This window comes from Maridesulfovibrio bastinii DSM 16055 (assembly GCF_000429985.1).
In the GTDB taxonomy this organism is placed as follows: Bacteria; Desulfobacterota; Desulfovibrionia; order Desulfovibrionales; family Desulfovibrionaceae; genus Maridesulfovibrio; species Maridesulfovibrio bastinii.
Genome location: NZ_KE387015.1, coordinates 206,392 through 225,001, shown reverse-complemented (window position 1 = coordinate 225,001; position 18,610 = coordinate 206,392). Strand labels below are relative to the sequence as shown.

General features: G+C 47.1%; 16 protein-coding genes. 1 reads left to right on the top strand and 15 read right to left on the bottom strand.

Annotated features, from left to right (window positions below):
• Position 1 precedes the first annotated feature (1 nt).
• On the bottom strand, positions 2 to 514 hold the full coding sequence (locus G496_RS0117130) for a DUF177 domain-containing protein (RefSeq protein ID WP_027180347.1): 513 nt from the start codon (positions 512 to 514) through the stop codon (positions 2 to 4).
• Between the two features lie 170 nt (positions 515 to 684).
• On the opposite strand from G496_RS0117130, the gene rpmB reads away from it, so the two are divergent.
• Positions 685 to 897 carry a 50S ribosomal protein L28 gene (gene rpmB / locus G496_RS0117120; RefSeq protein ID WP_027180346.1) on the top strand — a complete coding sequence of 71 codons (213 nt, stop codon included), beginning with the start codon at positions 685 to 687 and terminating at the stop codon, positions 895 to 897.
• A gap of 130 nt (positions 898 to 1,027) precedes the next feature.
• Here the strand turns inward: rpmB and G496_RS0117115 are convergent, their stop codons facing one another.
• The 14 genes from G496_RS0117115 to murC all read right to left on the bottom strand — a co-directional run bounded on the left by G496_RS0117115 (position 1,028) and on the right by murC (position 18,561).
• Entirely contained in the window at positions 1,028 to 2,698 is a 1,671-nt protein-coding gene (locus tag G496_RS0117115) for a gamma-glutamyltransferase family protein (protein WP_027180345.1), read from the bottom strand.
• A gap of 208 nt (positions 2,699 to 2,906) precedes the next feature.
• Positions 2,907 to 4,304: a glutamate--tRNA ligase gene (gltX, locus tag G496_RS0117110; RefSeq protein WP_027180344.1), complete on the bottom strand. Its 1,398-nt coding sequence runs from the start codon at positions 4,302 to 4,304 to the stop codon at positions 2,907 to 2,909.
• Positions 4,305 to 4,464: 160 nt separating this feature from the next.
• Complete coding sequence (locus tag G496_RS0117105; RefSeq protein ID WP_027180343.1) at positions 4,465 to 4,692, bottom strand: NifU family protein; 228 nt, start codon at positions 4,690 to 4,692, stop codon at positions 4,465 to 4,467.
• 131 nt (positions 4,693 to 4,823) lie between these two features.
• Positions 4,824 to 5,873 (bottom strand): HDOD domain-containing protein, encoded by a 1,050-nt coding sequence (locus G496_RS0117100; protein ID WP_027180342.1) that lies wholly within the window; start codon positions 5,871 to 5,873, stop codon positions 4,824 to 4,826.
• Positions 5,874 to 6,143: 270 nt separating this feature from the next.
• A complete protein-coding gene (locus tag G496_RS0117095) occupies positions 6,144 to 7,535 on the bottom strand; it encodes a sigma-54-dependent transcriptional regulator (protein ID WP_027180341.1) in 1,392 nt (463 codons plus the stop codon).
• Positions 7,536 to 7,540: 5 nt separating this feature from the next.
• A complete protein-coding gene (locus G496_RS0117090; RefSeq protein ID WP_027180340.1) occupies positions 7,541 to 9,256 on the bottom strand; it encodes a two-component system sensor histidine kinase NtrB in 1,716 nt (571 codons plus the stop codon).
• Between the two features lie 95 nt (positions 9,257 to 9,351).
• Positions 9,352 to 10,197: a DUF4405 domain-containing protein gene (locus G496_RS0117085; protein WP_027180339.1), complete on the bottom strand. Its 846-nt coding sequence runs from the start codon at positions 10,195 to 10,197 to the stop codon at positions 9,352 to 9,354.
• A gap of 145 nt (positions 10,198 to 10,342) precedes the next feature.
• Positions 10,343 to 10,819: a Spy/CpxP family protein refolding chaperone gene (locus G496_RS0117080; protein ID WP_027180338.1), complete on the bottom strand. Its 477-nt coding sequence runs from the start codon at positions 10,817 to 10,819 to the stop codon at positions 10,343 to 10,345.
• Positions 10,820 to 11,057: 238 nt separating this feature from the next.
• On the bottom strand, positions 11,058 to 12,731 hold the full coding sequence (locus G496_RS0117075) for a radical SAM protein (RefSeq protein WP_027180337.1): 1,674 nt from the start codon (positions 12,729 to 12,731) through the stop codon (positions 11,058 to 11,060).
• 63 nt (positions 12,732 to 12,794) lie between these two features.
• Positions 12,795 to 14,063 carry a cell division protein FtsZ gene (ftsZ, locus tag G496_RS0117070; RefSeq protein WP_027180336.1) on the bottom strand — a complete coding sequence of 423 codons (1,269 nt, stop codon included), beginning with the start codon at positions 14,061 to 14,063 and terminating at the stop codon, positions 12,795 to 12,797.
• 90 nt (positions 14,064 to 14,153) lie between these two features.
• On the bottom strand, positions 14,154 to 15,383 hold the full coding sequence (gene ftsA / locus G496_RS0117065) for a cell division protein FtsA (protein ID WP_027180335.1): 1,230 nt from the start codon (positions 15,381 to 15,383) through the stop codon (positions 14,154 to 14,156).
• Between the two features lie 48 nt (positions 15,384 to 15,431).
• Complete coding sequence (locus G496_RS0117060; protein WP_027180334.1) at positions 15,432 to 16,280, bottom strand: cell division protein FtsQ/DivIB; 849 nt, start codon at positions 16,278 to 16,280, stop codon at positions 15,432 to 15,434.
• Positions 16,277 to 17,149 (bottom strand): UDP-N-acetylmuramate dehydrogenase, encoded by an 873-nt coding sequence (gene murB, locus G496_RS0117055; RefSeq protein WP_027180333.1) that lies wholly within the window; start codon positions 17,147 to 17,149, stop codon positions 16,277 to 16,279. Before murB ends, G496_RS0117060 begins: the two co-directional genes overlap by 4 nt.
• A 35-nt stretch (positions 17,150 to 17,184) precedes the next feature.
• Complete coding sequence (gene murC, locus G496_RS0117050; RefSeq protein WP_027180332.1) at positions 17,185 to 18,561, bottom strand: UDP-N-acetylmuramate--L-alanine ligase; 1,377 nt, start codon at positions 18,559 to 18,561, stop codon at positions 17,185 to 17,187.
• Between the last annotated feature and the right edge of the window lie 49 nt (positions 18,562 to 18,610).

Genomic DNA, 18,610 nt, shown 5'->3' with positions numbered 1-18,610 from the left:
ATCAGTTCTTTATCTTAAGATTGCGTAAAACTGCAAGCCTTGGATCGCCTTTATCCTGCTTACATTCGCACTTTCCTTTATTGAGGTCCGCTCCGCATTCGGGGCAGAGTCCTTTGCAGTCTTCACTGCACAGGGGTTTGGACGGGTAGGCCAGTACGAATTGCTCCCAGAAGATTGCTCCGGCATTGAGTCTGCGCGTTCCGTCCGCCGCTTCGAGAAAAGATTCCTCGCCTTCCTCGGCAAGTTGTTCAAAATCTTCGAATTGGCTGCTTATAGGTTGCTCGTGATCGGCCATGCAGCGATCGCAGGGTACGATTACAGAGCCAGAAAGACTGCCTTTGTAGAGACAGCCATTCTCCTGAGGGAGAACAAAGATCTCCGACACTAAAGGTTCTCCGACAGAAGTATTGAACTTAAAATTTTTCCATGCCTCTTCCCAAAAGGATTGGTCATCGAAAATAAAGTTTTTTCCCTCTTCGGGGATATCATTTAAATCAAGCCAGATTTCTTTCATATTCTCCTCGCGGAAGGGATTCCTATATGGTTTTTTTTTCCAATGTCAAGCAAAAAGAACTTGCATTTTCCAGAATGAGAGGATAAACGATACCTCTTTTGCAGGACTGGAGCAGTATTATAATAATTTTCCTGCAAAGCTGATAAGCCAGTACCACAAGGAGGTTTCTCATGTCCCAGGTTTGCGATATATGCGGTAAAGGACCCCAGGTCGGCAACAACGTTTCTCATGCTCATAACAAGACAAAAAGACGTTTTATGCCCAACCTGCAGAAAGTCCGTGCACAGTTTCCTGACGGAAGCGTCAAGCGTATTAATGCTTGTACTCGCTGTATTCGTTCCGGAGCTGTTGTAAAGCCCGTTGCCAATAAAGCTGACAAGTAAATTTTAAGTTCACGGTAAACCGTGAAAAGCCCCGGTCGTCAGGCCGGGGCTTTTTTTTATTCATTGTCCCGAATCTGTTTATTATCTTAACAGTATTTCACTGCGGTTTTCAACGGGAGTCTCGTTAAAATCAGATTATACCGGAAACACTTCCATCGGACCTTGGATCACATCCACCGCACAGAACTCCACTCTCAGGGTCTCTGACAATAATCTGTCCTCTGCCGAAAAGTGTCCGCCCATAGCCACGGCTGACATGAATTTCATGGCCTACGTCCTTCAATCTGTTTATAACTCCGGGGTCTATTCCGTGCTCAAGGGAAACACTTCCGCCGGCTTTACCGGAACTGATGCAGAAACGCAGTCTGTCCAGAGCCTTCTGAGGATCTGCTCCGTCATCACACATGGCTGAAACAACCTGAAGGTGACCCTGCGGCTGCATGAATCCGCCCATAACGCCGAACGGGCCGTATAGTGAGTTGTCTTCACGCAGCATCATTCCCGGTATTATGGTATGATATGTCCGTTTTCCGGGAGCCAGTGCGTTGGGATGTTCAGGATCGAGTGAAAAATTGTTCCCGCGGTTCTGAAGTGAAAAGCCGAGCCCGTCAGGGACAATTCCGGTTCCGAATTCCATATACACACTGCTGACCATTGAACAGGCGTTGCCGAATTTATCAACCGTGCAGAAATATACTGTGTCAGATGAACTTTCCGGAACTCCGCTTTTGAAACACGGATTGGCCTGATAAAAATCAATAAGTTCAGCTCTGCTGCGACTGTATTCAGCACTGAGCATTGTTTTAAGCGGGATATGGTATGTCTCAGGGTCCGTAATATGCCGTCTGGCATCGGCAAATCCGAGCCGCATTGCTTCAATCATGATGTGCAGCCTGCGGGCCGAGAAAGGTGCTCCCAGTTCTTCCGGGCTGAAATTCTGCAAAATACCCAGAGCAAGAAGAGCGGCAAGTCCCTGACCGTTAGGAGGGCATTCAAAAACTTTTCTGTCTCTGTAAATTGTTCCTATCGGATCACACCAGAGGCTTTCATGTCCGGCCATATCTTTTGCAGAAAGAACCCCGCCTGCATTAAGGACTGCCTGCACGATTTTTTCTGAGGTTTCGCCTTTATAAAATTCATCTTTTGCCTCGCTAAAAGATCCCGAAGCAAGTTTTTTAAACATTTCTGCAAGATTTTTATTTTTAAAAATTTCTCCTGTGCGGGGGGCATGGCCGTTTAAAAGCAGGGCGTTTCCTCCGGGATGTACGGAGAGCGCATCTGCTGCTCCCTGTTTCCAGAGCCACGCAGTAACCGGACCCACCGGAAATCCGTTTTCAGCATAGCGTATTGCCGGCTCAAAAATTTCTCCTGCATTCAGACTGCCGAATTTCAGAGCAAGATCACACCATGCAGCGCAGGCACCGGGAGTAGTCACCGCCAGCCCACTGTGGGGCGGTATTTCTCCACTGATTCCTTTTGAATTAAGCAGTTCTATAGAAATATTTTCAGGAGATTTTCCTGAACCGTTGAGGGCATAAATTTTTTTATCCGCTGCACTGTAATACAGGGCGAAAGAGTCACCACCAAGTCCGGTGCTGCACGGTTCCAATACTGCTAGAGCAGCCGCTGCGGCAACCGCTGCGTCTGCCGCGGTTCCTCCTTTGCGGAGCATTTCCAGTCCGGCTTCTGTTGCCAGAGGCTGACTGCTGGCAACCATGCCAGAGGTCGCGTAAACCGGGCTGCGGCGCGATTTCATTTCAAATTGTGGTGAATTGTGGGACGAAATGTCAAAAGAAGTCATAGTGTTCTCCGGAAGATTGTGCAGATTTATTCTGAAATAAGTACAGTGTGGTAATCGTGGTGAAGCGAGAATACTCGGAGAGGTATAAAAATCAATAATCGGAAGCGGGTTTCATAAAAAAGAACTCCCCGCACGAAAAGTACGGGGAGTCAAGGGGCAAATGGCGTCCAGACCGGGCGTAGTCTGAACAGCCGGTATCAGATTAAAATCAGCTGAAAAGTTTTACAGCTCTTTCAAGTCTGGCGAGGGTTTCATCCCTGCCGAGAACCAGCATGAGCTCATAAAGTCCGCCGGGGCTTTTGGTAGCTCCGCATAAAGCCAGACGCACAGGCTGTCCTATGGCTTTGAACTTAAGCTCTTTTTCTTCAAGATAGCCGGTACAGACTGCTTCGAGACTGTCGTGAGTAAATTCGCTGTCTGCTTTTATTCTGTCAGCCAAATCTTTTAATTTTTCCAGATCTTCAGCTTTAAAGAATTTATCAACACCTTTTTGTTCGTATTCCAGTTCTTCAGAAGTGACGAAGAAGAAGCGACTCATCTCAACCATTTCAACATAGTTGGAAACACGCGGCTGGAGCAGAGGGATTGCTTTTTCGAGAATCTCATCCGAAGGATTCATTCCTTCCGGCATAAAAGAACGCATGCCGGGGATAAGCTCTGCTGGCTGCTTGTTTTTTATGTATTCGCTGTTAACCCAATCCAGTTTTTTCAGGTCGAAAACAGAGGGTGAGCTTCCAAGAGAATCAGTGTTGAAGTATTCAATCAGTTCTTCGATGGTAAAGATTTCCTGATCTCCGTGAGACCAGCCCAGCCGTACCAGATAGTTTACAACTGCTTCCGGGAGATAACCCATCTTTTCATATTCCATGACAGAAAGAGCGCCGTGACGTTTGGAAAGTTTCTTTTTGTCAGGACCGAGAATCATGGGAACATGACCGAATTTAGGAACATCCCAGCCAAGGGCCTTGTAAAGAAGGATCTGGCGAGGGGTGTTGTTGACGTGGTCGTCTCCGCGGATAACCTGTGTAACTCCCATAGTATGGTCATCTATGACCACTGCTATGTTGTAAGTAGGGGTTCCGTCTGAACGGCGCAGAATCATGTCGTCCATTTCGGAGTTGTGAACGCTGATGGTTCCCTTGATGAGATCGTGATAAACAGTAGTGCCGTCCTGAGGAGCTTTAAAACGTACGACCCTGTTTTCACCCGGTCCGAGATTCTTTTCACGGCAGGAACCGTCATATTTGGGTTTGCGTTTTTCCTTCATGGCTTTTTCACGCATGGCGTCAACCTGTTCTGCCGTGCAGTCGCACCAGTAGGCTTTTCCTTCTTCTATCAGGCGATCAATCTCTTTGTTGTATAAGTCAAAGCGATCACTCTGATAAATAGGGTCGCCATCCCAGTCCATTCCAAGCCATTTCATGGAAGCAAGGATAGCGTCTGTGAATTCCTGTGTGGAGCGTTTGCGGTCTGTATCTTCGATACGCAGAACAAATTTTCCGTTGTCGTGTCTGGCCATCAGCCATGAAAAAAGAGCCGTTCTTGCGCCACCGATATGCAGATGTCCTGTCGGACTCGGGGCGAAACGGGTTATGGTCTCGCTCATTGGAGAATCTCCTGAGTTGTGTTTCTGATTACTGAAACTATAAGCCACCGCGGGCTTTGTATTTTTATGGACTTATCTTAGTGTCTGCAGGGAACCTTCAGCGGGTTCGAAGCTGCTGATTATTTAAGCCGGCAAATCTTATTGTTTCCCGGCTTAAATTTTATGATTCAGCAGGTTCAACGCCCTTGAGTTCCGGGATTTCCTTGAGCAGTGTGCGTTCTATCGCATTGCGCAGGGTTATCTGGGACATAGGGCAACCTTTGCAGGCTCCCTCCAGGCGGACGATTGCAATGCCTTTATCTGTTACCTCAACGAGTTCTACGTTGCCGCCGTCAGCCTGTAAAAGGGGTCTGACTTTTTCCAGTGCGGCTTCGACTTTTTCGCGCATGGTAATTCCTCCCATCATGTTATGCAGGCTGACCTACTGCCTTTGACCCGGCTTGTCAATTGAATGCACCGGTTCTGCATTGGCATAACAATGCAGTAACTGTGATACTGCATTGATTTGTATAGTAAATTTTATGCAGCTGATTCAAGAATGGAAAAGGCTGATTCAAGAAGTGTATCAAGACGTGAAATCAGCATAGTCAGTACCTCGGAATTGATACCTGACGACTCCCAGTATTCTTCCGGAATATCAGGTATAATAAAGTCTCCGCTTGTTCCGATTCCAAGAGCTTTGGTTATGATATTGGAAAAATAAACTATTCTGGCTTCAGGATATTTTTTAGCTTTGTTGGGATTGTGATGATAAAGCACTGCTGAAACAAGCGGGAAAGGAAGGTTCCATTTGCGCAGCAGCATTCCGCCTAGGTGGGCGTGGTCGAAGCCGATCGTAATTCTTTCAGCCCGGTGGAGCTGGGCTTTTTTAAATTCTGATATATTTGCCGCAGCTACTGCCCTTTCGGGCATGGCGTTAATAAGCACCGGGCGGCCTATGTCATGCAGCATCCCGGCAACAAAGCATCTTTCCGGCGAAGCGTTTCCGAGTATTGAAGCCAGCTCTCTGGCAATTGTTCCACAGGCGAAACTGTGCTGCCAGAAAAGTTCAAGATCAATTGCTTTTGCCGCCATGTCCTTGAACATGTCCATGACGGATGTCCCGAGAGCCAGAGTTGAAAGCTGGCGTGTTCCTATAACCGCAACCGCTCTTGAAATGGTATCAATCTGGGATGGAAAACTGTAAAAGGCACTATTGACCATTCTCAGCAGAAAAGCCGAAAGTCCTGTATCCTGCGAAATTACGTCTGCAAGATCAGCGGCTGAGCTTGAAGGGTCGTTCATAACCTGCTTAAGTTCGATAAATATCTGCGGAAGTGAAGGAAGTTTAATTTCATCCTGCAAAAGGGTCACAGGATCAATCGCATCAAAATGGGTTCCCGGCATGGATACTTCCGGGCGTGGGGCATAACGCTTCGGATTATCAACCATATCTTTAGCTACATGTTCAACCGACAGATCAAAAAGAACCCTGAAAACAGGACTGTTCAGATCTACTCGTGAAAAACGTTCTTCAACAAGGGCCCTGGCCTTTGCTGTGGTATGTTCAGATATGGAAGCTTCTTTCATTATTTTCTGCCTGTGAACGGTTATTTATTAAACTATGGCAGAAAAAACGAGAGGTTGTAAAGTCAAGTCATGCTTTTATGACACTTTGCGAGATAATTTATAACAGACTGCTGTATTGAAGATCATGCTGCTGTTGTCAGGGGCAATATGTCACACCCCAAAAGGGATTCTGCATAACCCAGTTCTATACGACACCGTATTAAAATATACGGTGCAGACAAGGCGGTCCGGTGGAATATATATTCCTACCGAGCTGAACCTTTGCAAAGTTTATTTTCTTTTAGTCAGCCCGTATTTTTTCAGTTTATACTGCAATGTCCTTCTGCTTATGCCCAGAGCTTCCGCGGTTCTTTCGCGATGATCATTGTTTGCTTCCAAAGCCGCTATCAAAGCCTGTTTTTCTGCATTATCAAGCGAAACCGGAGAGTCTGTCTCGGTTGACGGCACGGTTGTTTTTTCTTCTTCGTGCGGAGCTTTTTTTACGACCGGGGCAGAGAGAATCTGCGGAGGAAGCAGGTCTGTTCCCAGCCTTTCCGATCTGCTTAAAATAACAGCGCGTTCAAGAACGTTTTCCAGCTCGCGCACATTTCCGGGCCAGTCATGCATGGTGAGAGCTTCCAGAAAAGCAGGGGATACGGTGCGGATTTTTTTCTTGTTTTTGCGGCCGAGTTTTTCCAGCAGAAAACTTACCAGAAGCGGGATATCTTCAGTACGTTCACGAAGTGGGGGAATACGGATTTCCAGCACACTTAAACGATAATACAAATCTTCCCTGAAATTTCCTTTTTTAACTTCTTCTTTCAGATCCCTGTTGGTCGCGGCGATAATGCGCACATCTGTTTCAACGGGATTAACGCTTCCAAGAGGTTCAACTATTTTTTCCTGCAAAGCCCGTAAAATCTTTGCCTGCAACACCGGGTCCATTTCTCCTATTTCATCCAGAAAGAGAGTTCCGCCTGAGGCTAGTTGAAACCTGCCCGGTTTATTATTGGCTGCGCCGGTAAATGCTCCTTTGACGTAACCGAAAAGTTCGCTCTCCAGCAGGTCTGCCGGCAGGGCGGCACAGTTAACTTTAATCAACGGCTTATCACTTCTGGAGCTGGACCTGTGCAGACCTTCAGCCACAAGTTCCTTTCCTGTCCCGGACTCTCCCAGAATAAGAATTGTTGCTTCTGACGGTCCGGCCTGTTCGATAAGGTCTTTTACCTGTAGCATAGCCCTGCTGCTGCCGATCATGCGGATATTGTCCGAAGCTGCTGATTTCAGTCTCGCATTTTCATTGAGCAGTCTGCTGTATTCCCAGGCTTTGTTCATCACAGCTTTCAGCTCTTCGTTATCCGCAGGTTTTGTGAGGTAATCGTAAGCCCCCTGCTTCATGGCTACAACTGCCGAGCCGACATTACCGTAAGCTGTGAGCATGATGACCGGCAGCCCCGGTTCAAACTTATGGAGCTTATCCATAAGTTCCGTACCGTTCATGCCGTCCATGCGCATATCAACCAGTGCGGCGTGGATTGTTGTGGATGGGAATATTTCCAGTGCTTTTTCACCTGATTCAGCTTCATGCACCTGCCAGCCGTCATCTTCAAGCACAGCTCTGACGAGCATTCTAAGTGACGGTTCGTCATCAACCACAAGTGCTATTTTCTGAGTATCTGCCATAATATTTATTCCTGTTCATCGGGCAGAGGGAAAAAGAGGTCTATGACTGTTCCGTTCTCACTGCCGGAACTGATTCTGACTCTGCCCCTGTGGCCTCGTATAATAGTGTTGACAATTGAAAGCCCGAGTCCTGTTCCTTTGGGCTTGTCTGTGAAAAATGGCTCCAGAGCATGTTTAATGATATTTTCCGGCATACCGGGACCGTTGTCCGTCACACTTATCCACACCCCGTTTTTATCATTTCGTGACGAAATAGTTATTACTCCGGTGCCTTCTGGAATGGCGTCAAGACTGTTCATCAGCAGATTGAGAAGCACCTGACGGATGCCGTCCGGGTCTGCGAAAACAGAGTCGGCCTGAATATCCGTTTCAAGCTTTGCTCCCTTGTGCTCAAGGTCGAATCCTATGAGGGTCAATATGGACTCACAAAGCCCGTTTATTTCAATCTGTTCAGGGTGCAGTTCCCTCGGGCGTGAAAGAAACAGCAGGTCGGTGACAACCCTGTTGAGGCGGTCGGCCTCTTCAAGCATTGTTGTCGCATATTCACCGAACGGTTTTTCGTTTTTAAGCTTTTCGGCAAACAACTGGGCGAAGCCTCTTAATGAACTCAGGGGATTGCGGATTTCATGGGCAACCCCGGCAGCAAGCGAACCTATTGAGGCCAGTCTGCGGGCTTCATTCAGATCATCTTCAAGCTCTGCTATATCCGTCCTGTCGCGGACAAGGATCATGGTCTTCTGTTCATCAGGCCCTTCGTTATACGGGAAAAATTGAAACTCCAGATTCTTGTTGGAGACTTTGACGTGTTCCCAGCGAATGTTGCCCTGCTTGAAATCCTTTCCCGACTTAAGGCCAAGGCTGCTCCATTCTTTACCGACCAGAGTTTCTCCTTCCTCCTGAATAAGAAGGTCGTGTGCTGACCCGTTGGCGGCAAGAATCGTATTGGTGTTGGAGGCAATGAGGAGTCCATCAGGCATATTATCCAGAAGATTGGCCTGAAATTTTTCCAGCTTTGCCAGTCGGGTATCCTGTTCTCTGCGTCTGAAATAGGCAACAGCAAGAAGCCAGAGTACAAATCCGGCGAGGAAAACATAACCTGTCTGAATCAGAGCCGCCCGGCGGTATTGACCAAATTGGGCAAGATGTTTTTCCGCATTCAGGCCGACGATAAGATAATTCTCTTTTCTAGGCGGTGGCGGCATCCTGTCGCGCCAGCGCTGATTGTAAAGTTGCAGCAGCAGCGGCTGACCCAAACGGCCGAAAAGCATTACGGCCTTACCGTCAATAAGGGCTGGAGAACTGGCTTCACCGAAAATATTGATTTGTTCAAAAAAATCGGCAGGAGGCTGGAAAACCGCTGATTTTTCATTTTTACCGGCAATTATCAGTGGTTTGTTATCAGGTCCGTATAAACCGATATAAATAAGATCGCCCTGAGCCACGATCTCCCGGAATAGTTCTCTGGCTACGGGAAGAAACCTGTCTCTTGCAACTTCCGGCGGAAGGCCGTTTCTTTGAAGACGCCGCATACCGTTTACAAGCTGAATATCCAGCCCGCTGGCTATGGATCTGACGGAGAGCAGCATATGTTCAAAAACAGTATTCTGCATTTTCTGCAGGTTCTGCCATGTTAGGTAAAGACTGCCTGATCCGAGCAGTATCAGGGCCAGAAGGGCTAGTATGAGTGGCAGCTTGCCTGACTGTTTTGAACTTAATTCCATAATTTTAGCTGGTTGAAATTTTATTTAACTGTCGATTTATGAAGACTTTTTTATTTTGCACAATTGCAGTGTTTTTCCAGAATAAAATAGGTAAATCATGGATGTAAAATTCTGGCGATTTCCATTGGTTCGGACATGTTAAGCTGTCCGGCAATTTCTCGAATGGTTAAATTTTTGTCAACCTCTGCTCCCTGATCCCGCAATTTCTCAATGGCTGTATCAAGGTCTATTCCGTACCTTGAGCAATACTGTTCAAGAGTCATTTTGCCTAGACCTGTGCCTGAACGCAATTGTGGAGTTGTGTTGCCCGTGCTTTCAGTTTTTTGTCGGTCCTCAATATTTTGCGGCAGGTTCTTTAAAATCAGTTCGTGCAGTTCTTTTGGCGTCAATCCTGATTTTTGGGAAATTTCCGCTATGGTCTCTTTCTCTGACTCAACTTTGATTCCACTTGTTTTCAGCAGATTCAAGACCGTTTTAATATTTAGACCTGTTCGCTTACAAAACAGGGTCAGGGAACTTAGTTCAGCATGGCCATAGGGTGGAGTCCCGTATTTAATTTCTCCCTGATTTTTAAGAAAAGATGAAAAGTCCAGAATCTGTTTCATCGGTGGCAGCCCGGCAACTGTTCCAAATGTTATAAATGCTGTAATCAGAAGGCTTGCCATCAGAGCAGGGTTTTTAAGCCCTGAGGCTTTTGATGTTCCTTTTATGTAGTTAAGAATCAATTTCCAGTTGAGGACCGTGTGGATGATGGAAGAAACCAGAAAAAGAATTCCTGAAGTTATATGGATGTCTGCCCACTGGTCTTTTGAAAGTCCTGCGAAGGTCCACATTGCCCAGTAGGCCACCCGGCCGTGCGGAACAACGTACAGAACCACGCTTGTGAATGTGAGGACTGCAAGAGAGAAAAAACAGGTCAGGGAAGTTGTTTTTCTTAACACGGTCAGCTCCTGAGTTTGCTTTCAATAATATCCCTATATTAAGTTACTCCTCTCTGTGTGGCAATCCGCAATACGCAAAACGGGAGGTCTTCATATTATGAAGCCCCCCGATTTACCGTTTTCCCAACTAAATGATATTTTGTGATCAGTTTTGTGCTCCGGGACATCCACCCCCGGGGCCTTTAAAGTTCCTGCCATGCCCCATGGGCGGGTGGCCGGAAGATCCGCATGGTCCGCCGAATCCGCAGTCAGGTTTTCCCATTGGGAAAACGAGTCCTGTTTCTTTTTCAATCTCAGCGGACATTTTTTTATGAAGTTCGTAAATCTTGTCACGGTTCTTGGAAAGATCCTCTACAAGATTGTGGATAGTTTCTTTATCAGCCTGGCCTGATCTGACCAGAGCATCAAGTTCTTTGTTCAAACGCCACTTCTCTTCTCGAAGCGGGTGCATTTTTGCATCATATTTTTCAAAGATATCCTGAAGCTTCTGCTGATTTTCAGGGCTTATTGCAGGCCCCTGGCCTTGGGCTCCACCATACCCGGGACCGCCCTTGGCGATTGCTACTGCCGCAAAGGACAGTACTACCAGAGCCATCAGAGGTATGAGTGATTTTCTGTTCATAAGCACGACCTCCATAAATTTAAAAGTTAATGCCCTCTCGAAATCAAACATAGCAGGTGTCGTGCCAACTTATAATATGTTGTAAATATTGAATTTTTATTTGGTGTGATTTTGTGTGGTTTGTAATGTGCAACTTGTTGAGCAATAAATTGCACATTAGTGCAAGATGAATAGAGAAGTTTATATAATTTAATATAAATTTTGCACTAAGTCAGTCAGGGAGGTAGCTTCCGGGCGGCTATTTATTCTGCAACCATGAATCCATGCCGCAGGTTTTGCATGCAGAGCAGCCTTCAGGAGGACAAGACGGGCTGACTTCTTCTTTTAAAAATCTTTTCCACTCTCTGTACAGGTATGACTTTTTCACACCCATATCGATAAAATCCCAGGGCAGGTCTTCATCTTTGTCCCATTCCCTATCAATATAATGGGAAGGATCGCCGTCCCAGAGTTTCAGGGCTTTTTTCCAGCCGCCTTTTTCAGCGGCAAGCATGATGAATTCATGGAGTGATTCATCCCCACGCGACAACAGTCCCTGAAGTCTGGCCTGAAATGGAGAATCGCCTGAAAATGCCATACCTTTGAATTTTTTGGTCAGCTTTTTAACTGTGGAGAGAACTTCCTTAAGCTCTTTTTCCGAACCCATAGGAGCCCATTGCAGAGGAGTCCACGGCTTAGGCACAAGGCAGCTTGCACCAAGTGTAATCCGCATAAATTTCTTTTTTTTATTTCCCTGCCCGCGAAGTCTGGCCGCATCGATCTTCTCCAGCATGCGTCCCAGTTCTTCATAGTCTTCAGCGGTTTCACCAGGCCATCCTACAATTATGTAGATTCTAAGGTGGTTAACTCCCTTCGTGGCGCAGAGCTCGACAGCTCTTAGAAAATCATCTTCTTCAATTTTTTTGCTGGCTGCATTTCTCAGGCGTGCGCTTGCCCCTTCGAGGGCTAGAGTCACTGTTCTCACTCCGCTTTCACGCAGGATATCCAGCAGTTCTTCTGTCACTCCATCAGCACGGACAGAGGATAGGGAAAATTTGGTTTTCCTTTTTTTTAGCCAGGTAATGAAATCTATAAGGTCAGGCCAGTCGGTCAAAGCTGTTCCGACCAGTCCTACTTTGGGGGGATCTGCTATTTCAACGATCTCTTTAAGATCATCAATTTCAGCATGTCTCGGGGGGCGATAGATAAACCCGGCAGCACAGAAGCGGCATCCGTAAGGACAGCCGCGATTTACCTCAATCAGAAACATGTCTTTGAAGACCGCTTCAGGACTGATGAAACATGAATATGCCGGATCTTTGAGAGCCGGAACCCTTCCGGGGGCCGGCGGAACAACCATTCTCAGTGTTTTATCGGAACTTTTACCCGGAACATAAACGCCGGGTCTGTCCTTGATAAGTTCAAGGAAGTCCTGCTTTTCACCGCCGTCATAAATGTATCTTTTAAGTTCGACACAAAGCTCTTTAAGACCTGCTTCGGCTTCTCCTACCCAGAAGAAATCGAAAAAAGGAGCTATTGGTGCCGGGTTTATAAAAGATACAGGGCCTCCTCCCATTACGAGAGGGAAGCCCGGGCGTTCCGACGCAAGAGGCGGAACGCCCGAATCTTTCAGCATTCTTACGAGGTGAAGATATTCTTCCTCAAAATTAATGCTGAACCCTATCAGGGGATATTCGGACAACGTTTTACCATTGTCCTCGGAAACCGCTTCGGTTCCGGGGTCGCCAAGGAAAAATCTGTCCACAGCAAGCTCCGCGTCCGGAGCGAGAAGTCTGTAAACAGCCTGCCAGCCTAAAGTAGACATGGCAGCAGATTTCCTTCCGGGAAAAACCAGGGCCGTGGGCAGTCGGCCTCCTGTTTCTCCGCTATCGGGATTTTCTCTACCGTAATAAACCAGTTCTCTCTGATCCATTACCAGAATATCCGTATGACCCGGTTTGTCCGGGCGGTTCTTCTAATTTTCATTATCCGCGGCTTAGTCTGCCTGTTTGCGGATGAAAGTAGGAACCTCGAAATCATCATCGTCATGGAAGATGAATTCTTCACCGCTGTTTGCTGCGGATCTTGACTGTTTCAGAGAAGGTTCAGGCTGAGCATTGTCAGCCGGCCTTGCGGTGTTGCGCAGATAAGCCGGAATTGAACGGTCTTCTTCTGAATTCGGGTTTTTAAATTCTTTTACTTTACCTGTTGCTTCCGATTTACGGGTCATACCACGCGGGGTGAAAGTAGGCTGCTGAGCCTGACGGGTATTAGCAGTTTCAACCGGAGGCTGGTTTGCTATCTCACCGGAGTTGTCAATGCCGGTTGCAATAACGGTGATGCGCATTTCATCGCCGCATTCAGCATCAAAAACAGTTCCGAAGAAAATCTGGGCATCTTCATGTGCTTCTTCATAGATGATATTAGCGGCTTCGCTTACTTCATCTATGGTCATGTCAGGAGAGCAGGTGATGTTGATGAGCACACCCTTGGCTCCTTCAATGGATACATCTTCAAGCAGAGGACTGGTGATAGCTTTCATTGCTGCTTCACGGGCTCTGTTTTCACCTCTGGCTATTCCGGTTCCCATGAGGGCAAGACCGGAACTTGACATAACAGCCTGAACATCTGCGAAGTCAAGGTTGATGAGGCCGTGAACTGTGATCAGATCGGCTATACCTTTAACACCGTAGTAGAGGACTTCATCAGCTTTTTTGAGCATTTCAGAGAAAGCTGCTTTCTTGGCTGCAAGCTGGAGCAGTCTGTCGTTGGGAATGGTGATTATTGAATCGACAACATTCTTAAGTTCTTCAATACCTTTTTCGGCCTGAAGCAGTCTGCGTTTTCCTTCAAAATAGAAAGGTTTGGTTACTACGGCAACGGTAAGCGCGCCGGCTTCCTTAGCTACTTCCGCAATAACGGGGGCAGCTCCTGTACCTGTTCCGCCGCCCATACCGGCAGTAACAAAAACCATGTCGCAGTCACTGACCAGCTCACGGATCTGTTCAATGCTTTCCATGGCGGCGTTTTTACCGATTTCAGGGTTTGCACCTGCGCCGAGACCTTTGGTCAGTTTGTCACCAAGCTGAATTTTGTATTCAGCCAGTGATTTATTGATGTCCTGTGAGTCTGTGTTTGCAGCTATGAAACGTACACCTGCAAGGGCGGACTGAATCATATTGTTTATGGCGTTACCGCCACCACCACCGCAACCGATAACCTTGATTCTTGCATGACCTTCGTTTTCAATTTCCATGTAATCCATCATTTTCAATCCCCTGTTTTTAGTAGGCTTCCTTAAAAAGTCTCCGGCATCTTAATGCCGAATAATCTTATGACCTTAGTCATTCAATGGTCAGGCTATTTCCTTGAACCATTTCCGCATCCTGCCCAGAATGCGGTTGAAAACATTTTCATCACGAATACGGAAGACCTGTTCTCCTCCACCTTCTTTTTCTGCCCCGTACATAAGCAGTCCTACTGCCGTGGCGAATTTAGGACTGTTGACGACATCTTTAAGACCACCGATTCCGCTCGGATATCCGATGCGTACCGGGAGGTCGAAAATCTGTTCAGCCAGTTCCTGCATTCCGTCAACAAGTGAGGTTCCGCCTGTGAGAACAACACCTGCGGCAATCATGCTCTTATAACCGCTGCGAACAAGTTCCTGATCAACAAGAGCCATTATTTCTTCACAGCGCGGTTCGCATATTTCCGAAAGCACACGCTTGGACATTTTGCGACTGTCGCGTCCGCCCACGGAAGGAACTTCTATGGTTTCGTCACTGGTAACCAGTTCCGTCAGGGCCGTAGAATATTTGACCTTGATCTGTTCAGCCGAACTCATGGGAGTTCTGAGACCGAAAGCGATATCATTTGTCAGGTTGTTTCCGCCAAGAGCGATAACCGAAGTATGTTTTATTGAATCATTGGCAAATATGGCCAGATCTGTTGTGCCGCCTCCGATATCAACAATTGCAACACCGATTTCCCGTTCTTCCTCGGAAAGAACAGCTTTGCTCGATGCGAGAGATTCCAGAACGATATCTGATACATCCAGTCCGGAACGGTGACAGGAACGAATGATGTTCTGGGCCGAAGTAACCGCACCTGTTACGATGTGCACTTTTACCTCAAGCCTTACTCCTGCCATGCCCAGCGGATCGGCAATTCCACGCTGATCATCCACAATGTACTCCTGCGGGAGTGTGTGAATGACTTCACGGTCAAGAGGAATAGCAACCGCTTTTGCGGCGTCTATGACTCTGTCCACATCTTTCTGGGTTACTTCTCCGCCTTTAACGGCAATAACCCCGTGGCTGTTGAAGCCTTTTATGTGGCTTCCGGCAATTCCGGCGTATACCGAACGAATTTCACAGCCTGCCATCAGTTCAGCTTCTTCAAGAGCTTTTTTGATGGACTGGACAGTCTGTTCAATATTGACCACCACACCTTTTCTAAGTCCCGTGGATGGAGCCGTACCTATTCCAACAATGTCCACGCCGTCCGCAGTGGGTTCCCCAACCACTGCGCATATCTTGGTGGTTCCCACATCAAGACCGACGATTAAATCAGATTTCGCCATAAAAGTTTCTCCTCATCACCCTTGAGCGGGTTCTTAAACTAAAGCGGATCAGCTTCCGCCGGAGGTTTTCTTTTCTACCCAGACTCTGCCTTCTCCGGCTGAAATCGCCGCTATGTTCCTGAATTCGCCCCTCTTCTGGAGATCTCTCCAGACCACGTTCAGGTGTGAAAGCTGCTTCTGCCAATTTTTAAGTCCCAGCTCTACAGTCAGGCCGAGACGATCTATGAAAAATTCCATCCTGTTCCCGCCCCTGAGCTTTATCCAGGCGATCTGGCCCGGATCAAACGGAAGGGTTCTGCGGTCAAGTCTGGTCATAAAATCTTTAAGTATATCCGTTTGTTCCATTGCTTCGGAATCTATATCCAAATATGGAAGAGAACTGAATTTTCCGGGTTCAACAGGGGATATCAGCTCACCTTCGGCATCGCAGTACCAAAGATTCTGACCCTGTCTGACCATAAATTCCGGAGTCCTTTCCTTGATGTGCACATATAGTTTTCGAGGCAATTCTCTTTTTATTGCTGCGGATTCAATCCACGGGCTTTCGCTTAATTTTCTTTCAACTTCACCTATATTCACAGACAGGCTGTTACGGTTGAGACCTATCCCCGCGATATCAAGAATTTCACCGTAACTTAAGCGGTTGTTACCGGTTACGCTGATATCCTTGAGAGCAAAATAGGAGTGGCTTGTAACCCAGCGGTATCCGGCTAAGCATCCGACTCCGACAAAAGCCAGAAGCAGGAGGCACATTCCGGAAACACAGATCTTCTTGAATAAGGATATGAAGACCTCTGAAGACTGGCGATCCGGTTTTTTACGCCTGCGGTTGCTGGCTTTTTTACCGTTTCCCCTAACCAGGGTAAGTCTGCTGTTATTGAGTTTTGCTACACTCATTTGAGAATTACCACCTCATGTTCAAGGGTTACGTTGAATTTATCCTTAACTGCTGCAACAGCCTCATCCAGAAGTTCCATGGCCTGTGATCCGGTTCCATGGTCTTTATTGACAAGGAAGTTGGCGTGTATTGTTGAAAAAGCCATTCCACCATTTTTTTTGCCTTTGAAACCTGCCTGATCCAAAAGCTTTCCGGCACTTTCGTTTTCCGGATTTTTAAAAACGCATCCCGCTGTCCTTTCAAGGATAGGCTGGGTTGTTTTTTTGCGTGAAATAACTGCGTTAAGCTCTTTTTTAATTTTATCCCTATCGGCTTTGTTCAGTTCAAACACAGCTTCCCAGACAAGTGTAAATTCATCTGTTCCGGGGTTGAAATGACGGTAGCCGAATTCAATTTCGGTTTTATCCTTCCAGAAAAGTCCCTTTGAAGGAGTCCATAAGCGGACCTTTTCAAGGCTTGCACTGATATCTGTTCCGTATGATCCAGCGTTCATGGCTACGGCCCCGCCGACAGTTCCGGGAATGCCGCAGAGTCCTTCCATTCCGGAAAGGCCATTGTAGGTAAAAAATCCCAGCAGTCTTGGCAGCGCGCTTGCTGCGTGAACTTTTACTGAGGTTCCCTGAAGTTCCGGTTCAGGAATCTTTTCAGGGCTGACTTTGATGAAAACTATATCCAGCTTTCCGTCAGCTGCGAGCATATTGCTGCCGTTGCCGAGAGCAATAATTCTTGCAGACTGCTTTTCCATGAAAACCGAAAGCTCATCCAGACCGTCTATGTCACGGACCGTGGCCAGAGCCTGCGCACTGCCACCTATTCCAAGAGTTGTCAGCTTGGATATTTTCGGTTCGTGTATAAGTTCAAGAGTCATTTTCGGTTTTTCCTTATTCCTAAATTTTCAGCTGGTTAGCTGTTGTTCTTACCGGAGTTGAGATAATTTTCTCCAACAAGATAAACACTGCCTGCACCCTGAGTTATGAACAGGTCTCCGGGTTTTAAAATATCCTGAAGTTCTGCCTCCATGGCTTCAAAGTCAGGGTAGAAGTTGACTTTGGTGGAACTGACCTGCCTGATCCCTTGTGCCAGGGATAATCCGTTTACTCCGGGAATCGGAGATTCGGAGGCGGGATATATTTCCGTGAGCAGCAGCTGGTCAACCTTGTCGAAGGTTTTACAAAAATCTCCGAACAGAGCCTGAGTGCGTGAAAATCTGTGAGGTTGAAAAGCCATTACCAGCCGGCGGTCGGGGTAACAATTCTTTGCCGTTTCAATTGTTGCTTTAATTTCTGCGGGGTGATGCCCGTAGTCATCAACAATAAGTACGCCTCTGGCTTCACCCTTACGCTCGAATCTTCTTCCTACTCCGCCAAAATTCATGAGTCCCTGAAAGATGTCTTCCTTTTTGATTCCGGCTTCCAGCGCAACACCTATTGAGGCCAGTGCGTTGAGCACATTGTGCCTTCCCGGCTGAGCGAGAGTTACTTCTCCTAAAAATTCATCATCAAGAAATACTTTGAAAAGGCTTCTTACTTCACATGAAATTACTTCAGCCCGTAATCTGTTTTCTTTTTCTATTCCGTATGTAAGGCAGGGGCGTTTAATAGACGGAAGAAGTCTTTTAACTCCAGTGTCATCACCGCAGATCACGTTCATTCCGTAAAATGGAATTGCGTTCATGAATTTAAGGAAGGACTGGTCGATGGCGTCCTGATCCTTGTAGAAATCCATGTGGTCCAGATCGATGTTGGTTACTACGGTGATGATGGGTGAAAGACACAAAAACGATCCATCGGATTCGTCAGCTTCCGCAATAAGATATTGACCTTCACCCAGTCTGGCGTTGCTGCCATAGGTGTTGAGTCTTCCGCCGATGATAACCGTGGGGTCGAATCCGGCCTCGGTAAAAATAGTGGCAAGCAGCGATGTCGTGGTTGTTTTTCCGTGTGTTCCGGCTACGGCAATTCCTGTCCGCAGGCGCATCAGTTCAGCCAGCATCTCAGCACGGGGAATGATGGGGATACCCATTTCACGGGCTTTGACTACTTCCGGATTATCTTCCGAGATAGCTGTTGATTTTACCAGCACGTCCGCATCGCGCACATTTTCTTCTCCGTGTCCTATAAATACCTGTGCGCCAAGATTCTGAAGCCTTCTTACGGGCGCTCCGGCAGCAAGGTCTGAACCGCTGACCGAAAAACCGAGATTCAAAAGCACCTCGGCAATGCCGCTCATGCCTGATCCTCCGATTCCGACCATGTGAATTGTACCGACCCTGCTGCGCATCATATTACTGGTCATATCTGCACCTGCTTGAATTGCCGGTCCTTCTGCT